The sequence below is a fragment of the Ralstonia sp. 110700041-2 genome (assembly GCF_056280165.1).
The window spans coordinates 1-14,682 of the sequence record NZ_JBSFAI010000003.1 but is presented as its reverse complement, the minus strand read 5'-3'; the positions used below and the strand labels follow the sequence as shown (position 1 = coordinate 14,682).

General features: G+C 65.6%; 18 protein-coding genes and 1 pseudogene. 9 read left to right on the top strand and 10 right to left on the bottom strand.

Features of this window, described 5'->3' with window-relative positions:
- Window positions 1-112 precede the first annotated feature (112 nt).
- Window positions 113-1,195, top strand: coding sequence for a calcium:cation antiporter (locus ACUXH0_RS05030; RefSeq protein WP_004628078.1), 1,083 nt, complete (start codon window positions 113-115; stop codon window positions 1,193-1,195).
- 77 nt (window positions 1,196-1,272) lie between these two features.
- On the opposite strand, the gene ACUXH0_RS05025 is transcribed toward ACUXH0_RS05030, so the two are convergent.
- Window positions 1,273-2,652, bottom strand: coding sequence for an FAD-containing oxidoreductase (locus tag ACUXH0_RS05025; protein WP_182594892.1), 1,380 nt, complete (start codon window positions 2,650-2,652; stop codon window positions 1,273-1,275).
- A gap of 187 nt (window positions 2,653-2,839) precedes the next feature.
- Entirely contained in the window at window positions 2,840-3,268 is a 429-nt protein-coding gene (locus ACUXH0_RS05020) for a hypothetical protein (RefSeq protein WP_012430043.1), read from the bottom strand.
- A gap of 199 nt (window positions 3,269-3,467) precedes the next feature.
- Here ACUXH0_RS05020 and ACUXH0_RS05015 point away from each other — a divergent pair, with 199 nt between their 5' ends.
- Window positions 3,468-3,977 (top strand): DUF1697 domain-containing protein, encoded by a 510-nt coding sequence (locus ACUXH0_RS05015; protein WP_004628084.1) that lies wholly within the window; start codon window positions 3,468-3,470, stop codon window positions 3,975-3,977.
- Between the two features lie 16 nt (window positions 3,978-3,993).
- Here the strand turns inward: ACUXH0_RS05015 and ACUXH0_RS05010 are convergent, their stop codons facing one another.
- Window positions 3,994-4,854 (bottom strand): c-type cytochrome, encoded by an 861-nt coding sequence (locus ACUXH0_RS05010; RefSeq protein WP_182594891.1) that lies wholly within the window; start codon window positions 4,852-4,854, stop codon window positions 3,994-3,996.
- A 79-nt stretch (window positions 4,855-4,933) separates the two neighbouring features.
- The gene (locus tag ACUXH0_RS05005) at window positions 4,934-5,101 is read right to left on the bottom strand and encodes a hypothetical protein (protein ID WP_182594919.1); all 168 of its coding nucleotides are present in this window, start codon (window positions 5,099-5,101) and stop codon (window positions 4,934-4,936) included.
- On the opposite strand from ACUXH0_RS05005, the pseudogene ACUXH0_RS05000 reads away from it, so the two are divergent.
- Together ACUXH0_RS05000 and ACUXH0_RS04995 are read left to right on the top strand one after the other, a co-directional pair.
- Window positions 5,030-5,513 (top strand): annotated as a pseudogene (locus ACUXH0_RS05000) (type 1 glutamine amidotransferase family protein). The gene ACUXH0_RS05005 and the pseudogene ACUXH0_RS05000 overlap by 72 nt on opposite strands.
- 74 nt (window positions 5,514-5,587) lie before the next feature.
- A complete protein-coding gene (locus ACUXH0_RS04995) occupies window positions 5,588-6,043 on the top strand; it encodes a lysozyme inhibitor LprI family protein (RefSeq protein WP_182594890.1) in 456 nt (151 codons plus the stop codon).
- 5 nt (window positions 6,044-6,048) lie between these two features.
- On the opposite strand, the gene ACUXH0_RS04990 is transcribed toward ACUXH0_RS04995, so the two are convergent.
- Together ACUXH0_RS04990 and ACUXH0_RS04985 are read right to left on the bottom strand one after the other, a co-directional pair.
- On the bottom strand, window positions 6,049-6,840 hold the full coding sequence (locus ACUXH0_RS04990; protein ID WP_024542290.1) for a 5'-methylthioadenosine/adenosylhomocysteine nucleosidase: 792 nt from the start codon (window positions 6,838-6,840) through the stop codon (window positions 6,049-6,051).
- Window positions 6,841-6,923: 83 nt separating this feature from the next.
- Window positions 6,924-7,610: a DJ-1/PfpI family protein gene (locus ACUXH0_RS04985; RefSeq protein ID WP_182594889.1), complete on the bottom strand. Its 687-nt coding sequence runs from the start codon at window positions 7,608-7,610 to the stop codon at window positions 6,924-6,926.
- A gap of 100 nt (window positions 7,611-7,710) precedes the next feature.
- On the opposite strand from ACUXH0_RS04985, the gene ACUXH0_RS04980 reads away from it, so the two are divergent.
- The 3 genes from ACUXH0_RS04980 to ACUXH0_RS04970 all read left to right on the top strand — a co-directional run bounded on the left by ACUXH0_RS04980 (window position 7,711) and on the right by ACUXH0_RS04970 (window position 9,177).
- Complete coding sequence (locus ACUXH0_RS04980; RefSeq protein ID WP_004628094.1) at window positions 7,711-8,646, top strand: GlxA family transcriptional regulator; 936 nt, start codon at window positions 7,711-7,713, stop codon at window positions 8,644-8,646.
- Window positions 8,647-8,788: 142 nt separating this feature from the next.
- Entirely contained in the window at window positions 8,789-8,947 is a 159-nt protein-coding gene (locus ACUXH0_RS04975) for a hypothetical protein (protein ID WP_004628097.1), read from the top strand.
- The gene (locus ACUXH0_RS04970) at window positions 8,944-9,177 is read left to right on the top strand and encodes a hypothetical protein (protein WP_404944702.1); all 234 of its coding nucleotides are present in this window, start codon (window positions 8,944-8,946) and stop codon (window positions 9,175-9,177) included. Before ACUXH0_RS04975 ends, ACUXH0_RS04970 begins: the two co-directional genes overlap by 4 nt.
- A gap of 29 nt (window positions 9,178-9,206) precedes the next feature.
- Here ACUXH0_RS04970 and ACUXH0_RS04965 read toward each other — a convergent pair whose 3' ends face one another.
- Window positions 9,207-9,692: a winged helix-turn-helix transcriptional regulator gene (locus tag ACUXH0_RS04965; RefSeq protein WP_024974505.1), complete on the bottom strand. Its 486-nt coding sequence runs from the start codon at window positions 9,690-9,692 to the stop codon at window positions 9,207-9,209.
- 115 nt (window positions 9,693-9,807) lie between these two features.
- Between ACUXH0_RS04965 and ACUXH0_RS04960 the strand changes: the two genes are divergently transcribed.
- A complete protein-coding gene (locus ACUXH0_RS04960; protein WP_182594888.1) occupies window positions 9,808-10,722 on the top strand; it encodes an alpha/beta fold hydrolase in 915 nt (304 codons plus the stop codon).
- Between the two features lie 108 nt (window positions 10,723-10,830).
- On the opposite strand, the gene ACUXH0_RS04955 is transcribed toward ACUXH0_RS04960, so the two are convergent.
- Window positions 10,831-11,649, bottom strand: a complete 819-nt coding sequence (locus ACUXH0_RS04955) for an enoyl-CoA hydratase (RefSeq protein WP_182594887.1) — start codon at window positions 11,647-11,649, stop codon at window positions 10,831-10,833.
- A gap of 265 nt (window positions 11,650-11,914) precedes the next feature.
- Between ACUXH0_RS04955 and ACUXH0_RS04950 the strand changes: the two genes are divergently transcribed.
- Window positions 11,915-12,841, top strand: coding sequence for an MASE4 domain-containing protein (locus ACUXH0_RS04950; protein WP_182594886.1), 927 nt, complete (start codon window positions 11,915-11,917; stop codon window positions 12,839-12,841).
- A gap of 31 nt (window positions 12,842-12,872) precedes the next feature.
- Here ACUXH0_RS04950 and ACUXH0_RS04945 read toward each other — a convergent pair whose 3' ends face one another.
- Together ACUXH0_RS04945 and ACUXH0_RS04940 are read right to left on the bottom strand one after the other, a co-directional pair.
- A complete protein-coding gene (locus tag ACUXH0_RS04945; protein WP_182594885.1) occupies window positions 12,873-13,790 on the bottom strand; it encodes a DMT family transporter in 918 nt (305 codons plus the stop codon).
- A 141-nt stretch (window positions 13,791-13,931) separates the two neighbouring features.
- Window positions 13,932-14,429, bottom strand: coding sequence for an addiction module antidote protein (locus ACUXH0_RS04940; protein ID WP_310736321.1), 498 nt, complete (start codon window positions 14,427-14,429; stop codon window positions 13,932-13,934).
- Between the last annotated feature and the right edge of the window lie 253 nt (window positions 14,430-14,682).

Sequence of the window (14,682 nt, the reverse complement as noted above, 5' to 3'; positions counted from 1 at the left end):
TGACGCACGCCGCTTGTGCGGGCTGAGGCTCCGCACATGCTTTATATTCGGGCCACACCGCATCCATCCCTTCGCTGCATGCCGGCGTTGAGGCAACAACAAGGAGAACTCCGTGGCCCTTTCTTCCAACAAGCTGCCCCCCTGGACAGTCGCTGCCCCGCTGCTCGCGTGGGTGGTGCTGGCCGGCGGCGCGTTCATGACGCCCCCCGGCTGGCTGATCGCACTGATGGCGCTTGCACTGGCGAGTGCCGTCTTTGCAGCCGTCCACCATGCCGAGGTCGTCGCGCACAAGGTGGGCGAGCCCTTCGGCACGCTCGTCCTGGCGATTGCCGTGACCGTGATCGAAGTCGCGCTGATCGTATCGGTGATGCTCTCTTCGGGGCCAGAGAAGGCGGGATTGGCGCGCGACACCGTGTTTGCCGCGGTCATGCTCATCTGCAACGGAATCGTGGGCGTGTGCCTGTTCGTGGGCGGCCTGCGTCACCGCGAGCAAGCCTTTCAAGCGCCGGGCGCCACCGCCGCGCTGGCCGTGCTGGCTGCACTGGTCACGCTGACCATGGTGCTGCCCAATTACACGAGTTCCACGCCGGGGCCGGTCATGACTTCGTCGCAATTGGCCTTTGCCGGGGTGACGTCGCTGGTGCTGTACGGCTGCTTCGTCATCGTGCAGACCATCCGCCACCGCGATTACTTCCTCGTCGACAGTGCCAACGAAGACGTGCACGCACCGCCGCCGCCCGCACGCGTGGCGGCGCTCAGCGCGGTGTTGTTGATGGTGTCGCTGGTGGCAGTTGTTGGGCTGGCCAAAGTGCTGTCGCCTTCGGTGGAAGCGGCCATCCTGAATGCCGGCGCACCGCCCGCCACCGTCGGCATCGTCATCGCCGCGCTGGTGTTGTTGCCGGAATGCCTGGCCGCCCTGCGCGCCGCCAATGCAGACCGCATCCAGACGAGCCTGAACCTCGCACTGGGCTCGGCGCTGGCGAGTATCGGACTGACCATCCCGACGGTGGCCGCCGTGTTCATCTGGATCGGCCGTCCGCTCGAACTGGGCCTGGGCCCGAAGGAAATGGTCCTGCTGTTCCTCACGCTGATCGTGTCGTCGCTCACGCTGGGCAAGGGGCGCACGACCATCCTGCATGGCGTCGTGCATCTGGCGATCTTCGCGGCGTATCTGTTTCTCTCGATCGTGCCCTGAGCGGCGCGCACGCTAGCGAATCGATGTGTGGGGCGCCTGGAAGGCGCCCTTCTTTTTTTCAGGCGCCACGTCTTGCGTTATTGCTCGGGCTCCATGCTTTGCAGCAACGTGGGAATCAGCTCCGACACCGTGGGGTGAATGTGCATGGCGCGGCTGATAGTGGTGTACGGCGCCTTGGCATACATCACGTCGAGAATCGAATGCACCGCCTCGTCGCCGCCCACCCCGAGAATCGACGCGCCCAGGATTTCGTGCGTCTGCGCGTCGACCACCACGCGCATGAAGCCCTGGCTCTCGCCCTTCTCTACCGCGCGGCCGACCCGCGTCATCGGGCGGTTGCCGACCAGCAGCGTGCGCCCCGATTGCTTCGCTTCCGTGAGCGACATGCCGACGCGTGCAAGTGGCGGGTCGATGTACATGGCGTACGCCTGGATGCGGTCCGACACCTTGCGCGGGTCGCCATCAAGCAGATTGGCCGCGACGATCTCGTAATCGTTGTAGGACGTGTGCGTGAAGGCGCCCCGGCCGTTGCAATCGCCCATGGCCCAGATGCCGGGGACGTTGGTGCGCAACTGCTCGTCCACGCGGATATTGCCGCGCTTGTCGATTTCCACGCCGGCCTTGTCGAGGCCCAGATCATCGGTATTGGGCACGCGCCCGACGGCCATCAGCAGATGCGAGCCTGACACCTCGCGCGCGCCGCTGCCGCACTCCAGGCCGACCACGACACCGGCGCCGTCGCGCCGCACGCTCAGGCAGTCGGCGTTGACCTGCACGTCGATGCCTTCGGCTTCCAAAATCTCGCGCACCGCCTGCGATACGTCTTCGTCTTCGCGCGCGATCAGGCGCGGACCTTTCTCGACGATCGTCACGCGCGAGCCGAAGCGGCGAAACATCTGGCCGAACTCCAGCCCGACGTAGCTCCCGCCAATCACGACAAGGTGCTCGGGCAGGAAATCCACATCCATCATGGTGGAGTTGGTCAGAAACGGCACCTGATCGAGCCCCGGCATTGAGGGCACCAACGCCCGGCCGCCGACGTTGATGAAGATGCGCTCGGCTTCGAGCAGTTCGTCCCCAACGCGCACCGCGCGCGCGCTTTCGAAGCGGGCATGGCCCTGGAAGACCGTGCCGTGCTCCAGGCCACGCACCCATTGCTCCACGCCGTGGCTGGAGCGGCCGGAAATCTCATCCTTGCGGGCCTTCACACGCTGCATGTCGACGGTGACACCGCCGTTGATCAGCACGCCGTATTCGGCGGCACGCTGGGCCATGCGCGCCGCATAGGCGCTGGCTACCATCGCTTTCGTGGGGATACAGCCGGTGTTGACGCACGTACCGCCAAAGCGGCCGCGCTCGATGATGGCCACCTTCAGGCCGGCGCCGGACAGGCGCGCAGCCAGCGGCGGGCCGGCCTGGCCGGTGCCGATGATGATGGCGTCGAAGCGTTGCGTCATGGCGCTCTCCTTCGTGTGCGGGCCGGTCGCGGCCGTCTCGCTATGGTAGGCGGCGCACGCGGCAACGGCGAGTCATGGCAACAGGAGTTGCCGACGCGCCGGGCAACATACGCAGGCAGCGCCTTCGCCGGAAGGAAAGCAGGAAGTCGGCCGGTGCGCTCAATGGCGAGCGCACCGGCGCATCACATCAATGGTGGTGATGGTGCTTGCCATGGCGACGGTAGCCCCGGTCGTCGCGGTCGGAATACGAATTGCGCTGGACGTTGCCGCCCAGAGCTGCACCGGCGCCGCCACCCAGGCCCGCACCAACGATGCCGCCCGTGTGGCCGCCCATGGCATTGCCCGCAGCCGCACCCACGCCGCCGCCCAGCGCGCCGCCCACGATGGCGCCCTTGCGCTCGCGGCCGTTGGCCGTCAATGCGCCGCCCGCGCCGCCGCCGATCGCCCCACCAACGATGGAGCCGGTCTGCCCGCCGAGCGCGCCGCCCACGGCCGCCCCGCCAGCACCACCCAGCGCGCCGCCCAGGGCATTGCGCAGGTCATCCGCCGCTGCGGGCAAAGCCGTCAGGCCGGCGAGCGTTGCCACAATCAGGGCCGGTGCAATTTTCTTCAACATGGTGTTCTCCTTTTGCGCAAATGCAGGATGCGGCACTCAATCAACACTGAGGGAACCGATCCGGGCTCGATGATTCGGGGCGAAGAATACAAGTCGCACAACAGGGCGGGTTAAACACATTCGTCAATCTCGTAACAGAATGTTGCGGACCGGAGCACGCCCGTAAGCCGTTGATCAGGCAGATAGAACAGGAGAACCCATGCCCAGCTACATCGCCTTCCTCCGCGCCGTGAACGTTGGCGGCACAGGAAAACTGCCCATGGCCGAATTGCGCGCGATGTGTGAATCGATCGGGCTGACCGGCGTACGCACCTACATTGCGAGCGGCAACGTGGTTTTTCAAAGCCGGCTGGCAGAAACGACCGTCAAGGCGAAGCTGGAACGCTGCCTGGAGGACTACGCCGGCAAACCCGTGGGCGTGCTCGTGCGAACGGGCGCCGAGCTGGCGGCGGTACTGGAAGGCAATCCGTTCAAGACAGCGGCGCCCAGCCGGACGGTCGCGATTTTCCTGGATACGCCGCCACCCGCCGATGCATTGGCTGCCGCCACCGGCCGCCGGACGGAAGAAATGGCCTTGGGCACCCGCGAAATCTACGTGCACTACGGCGACGGCATGGCCGATTCCAAACTGAAAATCCCCGCCGCCAAGACGGGGACGGCGCGCAACATGAACACCATCGCCACGCTGGTCGACTGGGCGACCGAATAGCGGCGCTAAGCGCCCGTCATTGCGCTGCCGACTTGCGCTTGGTCATGTGGTGAAAATACGCCAGCAGGTCATTGAGCTGCGCATCGGAAAGCGTCTTCTCGTCGATGGCCGACATGCGTGCGTTGGGCCACCAGCGCAGCGATTGCGGATCGCGGATCAGGTGGCGCAGCTTTTCGTCGCCCAGATATTCCACCGGGCTGTACGGCACGTTCAGATCGGGGCCCAGGTTGGCATCGCCGGCGCGATTGAGCGTGTGGCACGAGAAGCAGACGCGCTGGAACGTGGCGAAACCGCGCATGACCGGGCCATCTGCAGGCAACCCCGCAGCCGGGCGGATGGCCGCAAAGCGCTCGCCGGGCAGCGCGGCAATGTCGATACGCACGATGCTGTAAGTCCACAGGCTTTCGTTCACCACCGACGCCTTGGCCGGTGGCGCCGTCCAGATCAGCCGGAACGGGCCGATGTCCTGGCCCTTGAGCGTCGGCCACGGTGCGGCGGGGTCTTCCACGGCCAGCCAGGCGCGGGGCCCGTCGGCGCGATCGCCCAGCAGCAAGCGGATCGGCAGGTGCGATACGTAGCCGTCGCTGGCGGCGGTGGTGGCGCTGGCCTCTGGGCTGACCGCCTGCCCGCGGAACAGCGCCGTCACCGGGATCGCCTTGAAGGTCAGGCGGCGCTTCAGGTTCTGGTCTTCCACGGTCACGCTGGTCAGGTGCGGATCGTGCAGCAATGCGTCGCGCGACAGCGTGCGGTGCTCCGTGCCGATGTTGACGCTCAGCGTCGCGCCGTCATCAGGCGCATCGGCCGCATGGGCGGCGTTGCCGAACGCTGCGCATGCGCAGAGCGTCCACCCGGCGATCGTCGCAAGCCAGTTCTTCATAGGGTCTCCTGTCGGGAAATTGGGCCATTTCGTTGCGACGAGAGTGTAGGCAAGCGCACGAGGTTTGGCACGGTTTTCGTTATCGATCCACCTGCGCTTGCACGCGCTGCCTGACAGTCTGCAATGCGGTGTCGAGGCGGTCGGGCGCAACCGAGCCGAGCGCCAGCCGCAGCGCATGCGGTACCTGCTTCGACGTCGCAAACGGCTCTGCCGTGCACACGGAGATGTCATCCTCCTGCAGCGCCACGGCGACGCGGTCGGCAGCGGCATCCGCACGCGCGATGTGATGTCCGATCCGGCCTTGATGGCGCGTCTGGCGCTCGATCCGTCACGCCAGTTATCGGGGCGCACTGCTCAGGGACGTTGGTATCGGCCAAGCTGGGGCTGCTGGGCAGCGTCCCGGCCTGCACGGACCTGACCACCAAGCCGTGGGTGCAGGAAGCCGGCGTAGGAGTGCTGAACCAGCCGTTCTACGCCAACGGCAATGTGGCGCCGGCCGGCGGCTGCTTTGCTTCGCCATACCTGGCGGCGTGGATCATTGCACGCACAGAGGCCTTGAAGCCGCCGCTGAAGCGCTGCACTACGTCGCGCCCCGTCGGCGAAAAAGAGGCCTATGTGGAAAACGCCTTGCGAACCTGCGGCCTCACCTGCCTGGCTGATCGCGGAGGCGCGAGCGGGCCGATAGACTGATTGGCCCTTCACGCATCGCAGACACGCGATCAGGAGTCATTTCTTGAACACGCTGACGACACTGAAGACGCTCGCCCTTCCCGTTGCCGTTGTGCTGCTGACACACAGCGCCGGCACATTTGCAGCCGAGAGCCTGGCCAACGGCATCAAGCGCCGCGCACCACAGGGCATTACCACCAAGCTCTATGCCTGCGTCGACAAGGCGCCGGACAACGCGGACGCAATCGGCGCATGCCTGTCTGCAGAAAAGGCCGCGCAGAATGAGCGCCTCGACCGTACGTACAAGACGCTGCTCGGCACATTGAACGGCAAGGCGAACGAAGCACTGGTGAGTTCAGAGCAGGCGTGGCAGGACTTCCACACCAGAACAGCGGCCTTTGAGACCGCCATCTACGGCAAGGGCAAGCTCGACGATCTGCAGCGCCTGGAGAACGAAATCTTCCGCCTGAGCGAGCGCGCCAACGCACTCGACAAGTATCTGGCCGCGAAGGGTCATTAAGCCGTTCAGGCGCCAGCGGCCGTCGACAGCCATTTGCGCAGGATGGCCACGGCGTAGCGTGAATCCACCTGGGTGATGAACTGCGCGAAGTCCACGCTGGCCGCGTCATCCGCGCGGTCGGAAATCGTGCGGATGGCGGCAAACGGCACGCCCCACTCGTGGCACACCTGCGCCACCGCGGCGCCTTCCATCTCGACGGCCAGGGCATCCGGCAATGCCGTGCGCAGCACCGCGCTTTCCGCCGAGGTGCAGACGAAGCGGTCCCCGCTGACGATCAGACCACGATGCGCCTGCGGCGCGGCAATCCCGAACGCCCGCATGACATCCGGACCGAGCAGCGCATGCGGATCAGCCAACACGGCGCCGGCGCTTTCCAGCAGCCCGCTGGCCAGTGCCGCGTCGGCGGGAAAACGCGCCATGCCGGTCAGCGGAATCTCCCAGCGCGGGAACAGCGGCGACGCGTCGACATCGTGCTGCAGCAGTTCTTCCGACACCACCACGTCGCCCACGGCCACGCCCGGGGCCAATGCCCCCGCCACGCCAGCGAACACCACGGCGCGTACGTTGAACTGTGTGATCAACACGGCAGTGGTGGACGCCGCCGCCACCTTCCCGACGCGCGACAGCACCACAACGACCGTTTGGCCGTCCAACTCGCCCGTCCAGAAATCTCGGCTGCCGATGTGGATGCACTGCGCGTCAGACAGCCATGTCAGCAATTCGTTGATCTCTTCATGCAGGGCAGCAACGATGCCGATCGGACCACGGGCGTTGGGTTGGGAAGACGGTGTGTTCATGCAGAATGCGGCGCCAGTCTGGAGCGTGGATACGTCGAAAGACGTCATTGTCGCCGCAATCCGGCTCCGGCCGGCGCCGGCGCTCAGAGGCGCTGCGCCGCCCGCTGCACGGCGTCATGGCGATCCGCACGCAAACGATCCAGCCGCGACGTCACCGCTTCGAGAATCTCCGGTGCCGCACGCTCGGGGCGGCCGCAATCGAACGGCGGCGCGGGCGCGTATTCGATACCGAGCTGCACGGCCTGCGCATGCTCGGCACCGGCGATGTCCGCCATGACCGTCAGCGCCATGTCGATGCCCGCGGTCACGCCGCCGCCGGTAATGAGGTTGCCGTCACGCACTACGCGGGCTTCGTCGACGGTGGCGCCAAACGCGGGCAGCAGGTTGCGCCATGCCCAGTGGCAGGCCGCGCGCTTGCCCTGCAGCAACCCCGCCGCGCCCAGCACGAGCGAGCCGCTGCAGACGGACGTGACATAGCGCGCGCCGTCGGCCAGGCGCCGCACCTGGCGCACGAACTCTGCGTCTTCCATGGCTTCGATCACACCGAAACCGCCGGGCACGCAAATCAGGTCAGCATGCGGAATGTCCGCCAACCTCTGCACGTTCGAGATGGTGAGACCGCCATCGGCATGGATCTCGCCACCGCTTGCGGAAGCCACCACGCATTGCGCGCCGGGCAGCCGCCAGAACACCTCATGCGGACCGGTGAAGTCGAGCTGGGTGACACGGTTGTACAGCGCAAAGACAACGATGAATGGGGAAGTCGTCATGGTTCGGATCTCCTGAAAGTGATGTGATGGCAGGTTGACGCTTAACAGGATCGCGCTCTATCGTGTTGGCAGCAATGACCAGTCTCCCACTTTTTCTGCCATGGCCCACCGCATCGCTGTGCTCATTTTTCCGGACTTCCAACTGCTCGACGCTGCGGGGCCGGTGGCGGCGTTTGAAGTCGCCAGCCGGTATCGGGACGACCACTACGCGCTGCGCACGGTTGCCGCGCAGGCCGGCCTTGTACGCAGTTCTTCCGGGGCCCGCTGGGATGCCGACGCCCTGCCCCCGGCCAGCCAGGTCGACACGCTGCTCATTGCCGGCGGCGACGGCGTGGATGCGGCCATGGCGGATGCACGCACGCGCCGCTTCGTGCAACGGTGCGCAGCCCGCGGCGCGCGCGTCGCCAGCGTGTGTTCGGGCAGCCTGCTGCTGGCCGCCACGGGCTTGCTGAACGGTCGGCGCGCCACCACCCACTGGAGCCGCAGCGAGCAGTTCGCGCGCGCGTTCCCGCAGGTGCAGCTCGAACCGGACCACATCTACGTAAACGACGGCCCCATCTGGACCAGCGCCGGCATCAGCGCCGGCATCGACCTGGCGCTCGCGCTCATCGCCGAAGACCTGGGCGAGCGCCTGGCACGCGCGGTGGCGCGGCAGTTGGTCGTGTACTACCGCCGGCCGGGCGGGCAGTCGCAGTTTTCCGCGCTGAATGAGATGGATTCGGCACGCGGCCGCTTCAAGCCGCTGCTCGACCACGTGCGGCGCAACCTGGGCGCACCGCACCGCGTGGGCGATCTGGCCGAGCACGCCTGCATGAGCCCGCGCCATTTCGCCCGCGCGTTCCAGGTCGAAACCGGTCTCACCCCTGCAAAGGCCGTGGAAAAATTGCGCGTTGAGGCGGCCCGCGCCGCGCTGGAAAGCGGGGCCGTCTCCATGCAACGGGTGGCCACCGAGTGCGGATTTGGCGATACCGAGCGCATGCGCCGCAGTTTTCAGCGCTTGCTGGGCGTGCCGCCGTCTTCGTTGCGCGCACGGTAAGACAGCAAACACCCGCGTCACTCCGCCATTTGGCTTCCTCAGGCCTGAACTTTGCGTCCGTGCTGCAACGCCGCCCGACACCGACAAGACAGGGCGCAAACCACGCACACAAGGAACCTAAGGAGCCAAGGAGGAGATGCGTATGGACACCCGGGAAATGCTGGCCATCGTGGGCGTCACGCTGGCCGTGATCACGGCGTATTCGCTTGCCCGCGATCTGACCGACGAGCCGCTGGGCCTGCACGCGCCGCAAACCGGCCTGATGCACGTGCAAGCGCAGGTGAGCGCGCCGCATCGGTGACGCGCACCGCGCGCACAGGGCAACCCGCATTCCTGATCGAATGGCCGCTGCGGCTGGTAGAAGACATCGCGTCGACCTCCGCCTGCATGGCGCCGATGCGCTCTACAGCGGCGCCTATGCCGATGCCGCGCTCGACCGCTGGGCCGATCGCATCCGCTGATAACGATAAAAAGGTCGAAGCGCCTTCCGATACCCGGCGCCTGCTCGAACGGCTGGGTCTTGCCGAGTGAAACGGCGGCTCGCGCCTGAGCGCTAACGCTCAGCCCGCCTTCGCCCGCTGGCGCTTCGTCGGCCTGATGGCCGATGGGTGGACGACCACCGTATCCTCCGGTGCCAGCGCGCGCCCGTCCTGCGCACGGAGTTCAAGGCGAGGCACCGGCTTACCCGTTGCCTTGTCGACGAGTACAACGTGCGCCTCATCCGGCGCAAAGCAGAACGCTTCACCCCACTGCCGCAGCGCCACCAGCAGGGGAAACAGCGCGCGCCCTTTCTCGGTCAGCACGTAGTCCTGATACGCGCTGCCGTCGGACGCCGGCACCGTCTCGAGAATGTCGTGCGCAACCAGGTTGCGCAGGCGCACCGCCAGGATGTTCTTCGACAGTCCGAGACTGCGCTGAAACTCACCAAAGCGGCGCAGGCCGTCAAACGCATCGCGAACGATCAGCAGCGACCACCCGTCGCCAATGGCGTCCAGTGGCCTGGCGACGCCGCAAAGAGAATCCGCGTGGCTCGTACGTTTGACCATCTGCATCGCGCATACCGTGCGCGCCCTCACATTGAATGTGGTTGCAATATAAAACCTCGACTGCTATAACGCAACGGTTTCATTTTGCAACCACATGAATGAAGAGGGACAGGGCATGCGTACTGATACGTTCGATGGGATGTACCCCTATGCACCTCGCTTTACCGATGCACCGGGCTTTCCGATGCATTACGTGGACGAGGGACCCGCCGATGGCGAAGTCGTCCTGTGCCTGCATGGCGAGCCCACATGGGGTTTCCTCTTCCGGCACCTGATCGCGGTGCTGCGCGACACCCACCGCATGGTGGTGCCCGACCACATGGGCTTCGGCAAGAGCGGAACGCCGCCATCACGCAGCTACTGGCTGCAAGACCACATCGACAACCTTGAGCGCTTCGTGCTCACGCTGGACCTGCGCGATATCACGCTCGTCATGCACGACTTTGGCGGACCAGTCGGGATGGGGTTGGCCTCACGGCATCCGGACCGCATGCGGCGCATTGTCAGCGTCAATGGGCCAACGCCGTTCGGGCAGGCGACGCTGGGTGAACGTCTGGCCGCCAATGCGGCGGTATCGCCGTGGTTTCAGTGGATCGTGCGGGCCGAATCCGAGGGGCGTCTTGAAGCCGTACTGGGTGAACTCGGCTTCAATATCCTCAGCACCTTGAAGCTCAATGGCTTTGAAGACCACCGGCTCATCAACGATGCGTGGTTGCAGGCGTACGGCGCGCGCTTTGCGACGCCGGCGGACTGCGCTGGCGCCATCGGCTGGGCCAAAGGCTTTGCTACCGGCGCGCATCGTTTTGAACTGCCGGACGCTGCAGCGCGCCGTGCCATTGTCACCAAACCCGCCATGGCGATCTGGGGCATGGCCGATCGCACGTTGCATGCGGAACATTTCCTGCCGCTGTTCAGCGAGCTGTTTCCGGATGCACCGGTGCATCGGTTGCCTGGCGTTGGGCATTACAGCCTGGAAGATGCACCCGATGCGATTGCCGATCGCATCGCTACGTTTCTCGCGCAAACGTGATGGCGTCGCATTCGCTGGCTGCCACCCAACCGCGTATCCGGCGCCCGGGCGCAGGCGGCGCTAAGTCGCGAGTCCGGGCACGGCCGCCTGACCCCGCCCCAACAGCGCCTACGAGCGCCAGCGGGCGGGGCGTTTTTCCAGGAAGGCATCGATGCCCTCGCCGGCGTCTTCTTCCATCATGTTGCGGGCCATGACATCGCCTGCGTAGGCATAGGCATCGGCAAGCGGCATCTGCCGTTGCCGGTAGAACATCGCCTTGCCGTAGCGGATGGCGGTGGGGCTCTTCGACACGATGTCCGCCACCTTGCGAGCGACCGCGTCATCGAGCTCTGCCGCCGGCACGGCCTCGTTGATCAGGCCCCAGTCGACCGCCGTGGCCGCATCGATAAAGCGCCCAGTCACCAGCATGTCGAACGCGCGCTTGGCGAGCACGTTGCGCGATAACGCCACCGCCGGCGTCGAGCAGAACAGGCCGACGTTGATGCCCGACACCGCAAACCGCGCCGCATCCGAGGCAATGGCCAGATCGCAACTGCCGACCAACTGGCAACCCGCCGCCGTTGCCACGCCATGCACGCGCGCGATGACCGGCACCGGCAGCGCCTGAATGGCCTGCATTACCACGCTGCAGCGCGCAAACAGCGCACGGTAATACGCAAGCTCCGGCGTGCCGCGCATTTCACGCAGGTCGTGCCCGGCGCAGAACGCCTTGCCCTCGGCGCCAAGCACCACGCAGCGCACCGTCGCATCTTGTGCAATGTCGTCCAACACGCGCTGCAGCGCATCGAGCATGGCTTCAGACAACGCGTTGAACTGTAGGGGCCGATTCAGCCGCAGGGTGACGACGCCGTCGTGGTCGTCGCGCAGAACCAGTGCGTCGTTCGTGGCGGGGGTTGCCGTGGCGGCAGTGGTGGAATGAGGTTGCATGCGCACTCCTTTGCAGGGCGGTGCCGTGGGGTGGCCACCAGTCTATTCCCGCACAACGCAAGCCGCACTCGGGCGTTCCCCGTAACACCCTGCTGGCCGCCAGCGGCACCAGGCCTGAAAGTTCTACCCCTTCGCCGCGTTGACATCGGGCAGGCCGCTGACTATCACGCGTCTATAGCAGGGGTTGCACCCGGGCTGCGCAGTCGCACAGCAAGTCACACCACAAGCGAACGAGTGACACAGTCACCGCAAGGGGGCCAACGGGATGACGGAAACGCTGGACATGCAGCGAGGCTTGTTGCTGAACCTCTCGCCAGGACGCCGGACATACTGGATGGCGCAGGCAGTGGCCATACTGTCGCTGGTGGTGCTGGTGTCGGCCGTGCCGTTCGCCAAGGTGCAGTTGGCGCAACTTCCATCGTTCGTGCCGATCTACGAATCGGCCCTCATCCTCAATGACCTGATTACCGCCGCGCTGCTCTTCGGGCAGTTCGCCATCACGCGGTCGCGTGCGATGCTGGCGCTCGCCAGCGGCTACCTGTTCACGGCCGCCACGGCGGTGGGGCACCTGCTGTCATTTCCGGGGCTGTTCGCATCCGGCGGCCTGCTGGGCGCCGGGCCACAGAGCACCGCCTGGATCTACATGTTCTGGCACACGGGCTTTCCGCTGTTTGTCATCGCTTACGCCGTGCTCAAAAGCCGCGAAGAGCGCGAGCCCGGCCGCTTCCCAGTCCACACGCTGACGCGGCAAACGGCGCTGGCCACCGTGGGGGCCGTGCTGGGCGCGTCCATCGCCTGCGTGTTACTTGCCACCGTGGGCGATCACCTGCTGCCCACCATCATGGCCGCCAACCGCTACACGCGCACCATGGGCATCGTGGCGGGCGGCACGTGGTGCTTTTGCGTGGCTGCGCTGGTCGCGCTCTGGCGCAGCCGCCCGCACCTGACGCTCGATGTCTGGCTGATGGTGGTGCTGTGCGTGTGGATCTGCGATGTCGCGCTCAGCGCCGTATTCAACGGCGGGCGGTATGACCTGGGGTTCTATGCCGGCCGCATGTTCGGGCTGTTGGGTGCGAGCTTTGTGCTGCTGCTGTTGCTGATCGAGAACACTGTGCTGCACTCCCGGTTGGCAGCGGCGCGCGCGGAACTCAAGCGGCTGGCGGCGAGTCATGTGGGGGATGGGGAGCGGTGACGCATTGACGCGGCGATGCGGTTGTGTCGCGCTACGCCCGCAGCACCTGCGTGGCCCGCGCCGGCATCGACATTGCCGCCACCCCCACCACCACACACGCCAGCCCGATCCACGCTGAAGGCGGCAACGATTCCCCCAGAAACACCACGCCGATCGCTACCCCGATCGGCACGCGCAGATTGGCCTGCGCAGTCGTACCGATCGCGCCGAGCGTTTGAATGAGCCGGAAGTAAATGGCAAACGCGAGGGCCGTAGAGAACACCGCCAGCGCCACCAACGCCATCAGCGAACGCGCAGAAGGCTGAAGTGCCCAAGGATGATCCACAAGCAGACTGGTGGGCGTCAGCACCAACGCGCCCATCAGCAACGAACCGGTAGCAGGCGCCGCAGGGTGCAGCCCCTTGAACGACCGGCCGTAGATGGCCGCGCCTGCGTAGCACGCCGTGGCCGCCAGGATGGCCAGTTGCGCAACGAGCTGGCCTCCCAGCCCATCGAGCGCGCTCGGCCCAATCACAAAACACGTGCCGACAAACCCGGCAATCACGCCGACCAGCTTGCGCAACGACACCGATTCGTGCCGCGTAACGAACGCCGTGGCCACAAACACCATCACGGGCGACGTCGAATTCAGGATGGTCGCCAGACTCGCCCCCACCGAGCGCTCGGCCCAGGCGATGAGTGCGAACGGCACGACGCTGTTGAGCAGCGCCTGCACGCCGAAGCGCATCCAGACCTGCCTGTCTCGGGGCATGCGGATATTGCGGCTGCGCATCCACGCCAACAGCAGCGTCGCCGCGATCAACGTTCTGGCGGCGATGAAGGTGAGCGGCGGAATGGTCTCCACGCCCACCCGAATGAACGTGTACGACGCGCCCCACAAGGTCGACAGCGGGAGCAGCAGGGCCAGATCAGTGACGTGGCTGGATGCGGGCGTGGTGGTATGCGGCACGGAGTGCCCTCCTGTTTGGCGGTCAGACTGCCGCCACGTGATACAGGAGGATCGTAGCGAGGCTGGGCGTTGGGTGTGCGGGAAACGGTTTGGTGTGGGGCGAAGTGTGGGCGTGGGGCAGCAGACGCACACAGACCGTTGTTAAGTTGGGATGACCTTTCCGTGTCCCGTTGCAGAGCCCCGCTTGGTACGAGTCGCGGGCTTCTTGCTTGTAGGCTTGTTTGCACCGCCATTTCGGGACGCGCTCACCTTTGCACCTTTCGCTTTGGCGTTGGCCCCACGCTTGCCGGACTCCACATTCTCTTTGGATACGGCGGGCTTGGCCTGCAAGTGCAACCCAAGTGCCTTCATGACCTGCAGTACCGTCGAGAACGCCGGGTTCCCCTCTGCGCGCAGTGCCTTGTATAGGCTTGTACGTCCAAGGCCCGTTTCTTCTGCAATTTGAGCGATACCCTTCGCTCGAGCGATCACGCCGATCGACTCCGCAATAAAAGCGGCATCCCCCGTTTCGAGCGCCGCTGACAGAAATTCGGCCATCGTCTCTTCACTGTCCAGGTATTCGGCAGCGTCAAACTCTCCGTGATATGCGGCGCGTTCGACGCCCGCGAGTGGAGAGACCTCGGCGACCCGGGTTGGCAGGCGTGGGATCCTGCGCGGCGAGCATGGACTTGGAAAGGCAGTTCAGAAGCACTCATGCCGTCCCAGCCCATTGCAATCGATGATTATCCCGGTCCGCTCCTGATCAGCGCTGGCGAGAAAGACACAACATGGTCATCGAAGATGAGCAAGCGGCTGTCCTGACCTGCCCCCGGTTTTAGTACGAAGCACAGTTAGAGTCCGAGGTTAAAAACTCTTGCTCATGCCCCTGCGCAAACTGCATCGGGGTCAGGTA

Bases quoted from the DNA above. Each gene is read 5' to 3' on its own strand.
- ACUXH0_RS05025 (WP_182594892.1), bottom strand. From the start codon at position 2,652: ATGACGCAACGCTTCGACGCCATCATCATCGGCACCGGCCAGGCCGGC.
- ACUXH0_RS05020 (WP_012430043.1), bottom strand. From the start codon at position 3,268: ATGTTGAAGAAAATTGCACCGGCCCTGATTGTGGCAACGCTCGCCGGC.
- ACUXH0_RS05015 (WP_004628084.1), top strand. From the start codon at position 3,468: ATGCCCAGCTACATCGCCTTCCTCCGCGCCGTGAACGTTGGCGGCACA.
- ACUXH0_RS05010 (WP_182594891.1), bottom strand. From the start codon at position 4,854: ATGAAGAACTGGCTTGCGACGATCGCCGGGTGGACGCTCTGCGCATGC.
- ACUXH0_RS04990 (WP_024542290.1), bottom strand. From the start codon at position 6,840: ATGAACACACCGTCTTCCCAACCCAACGCCCGTGGTCCGATCGGCATC.
- ACUXH0_RS04985 (WP_182594889.1), bottom strand. From the start codon at position 7,610: ATGACGACTTCCCCATTCATCGTTGTCTTTGCGCTGTACAACCGTGTC.
- ACUXH0_RS04980 (WP_004628094.1), top strand. From the start codon at position 7,711: ATGGCCCACCGCATCGCTGTGCTCATTTTTCCGGACTTCCAACTGCTC.
- ACUXH0_RS04975 (WP_004628097.1), top strand. From the start codon at position 8,789: ATGGACACCCGGGAAATGCTGGCCATCGTGGGCGTCACGCTGGCCGTG.
- ACUXH0_RS04965 (WP_024974505.1), bottom strand. From the start codon at position 9,692: ATGGTCAAACGTACGAGCCACGCGGATTCTCTTTGCGGCGTCGCCAGG.
- ACUXH0_RS04960 (WP_182594888.1), top strand. From the start codon at position 9,808: ATGCGTACTGATACGTTCGATGGGATGTACCCCTATGCACCTCGCTTT.
- ACUXH0_RS04955 (WP_182594887.1), bottom strand. From the start codon at position 11,649: ATGCAACCTCATTCCACCACTGCCGCCACGGCAACCCCCGCCACGAAC.
- ACUXH0_RS04950 (WP_182594886.1), top strand. From the start codon at position 11,915: ATGACGGAAACGCTGGACATGCAGCGAGGCTTGTTGCTGAACCTCTCG.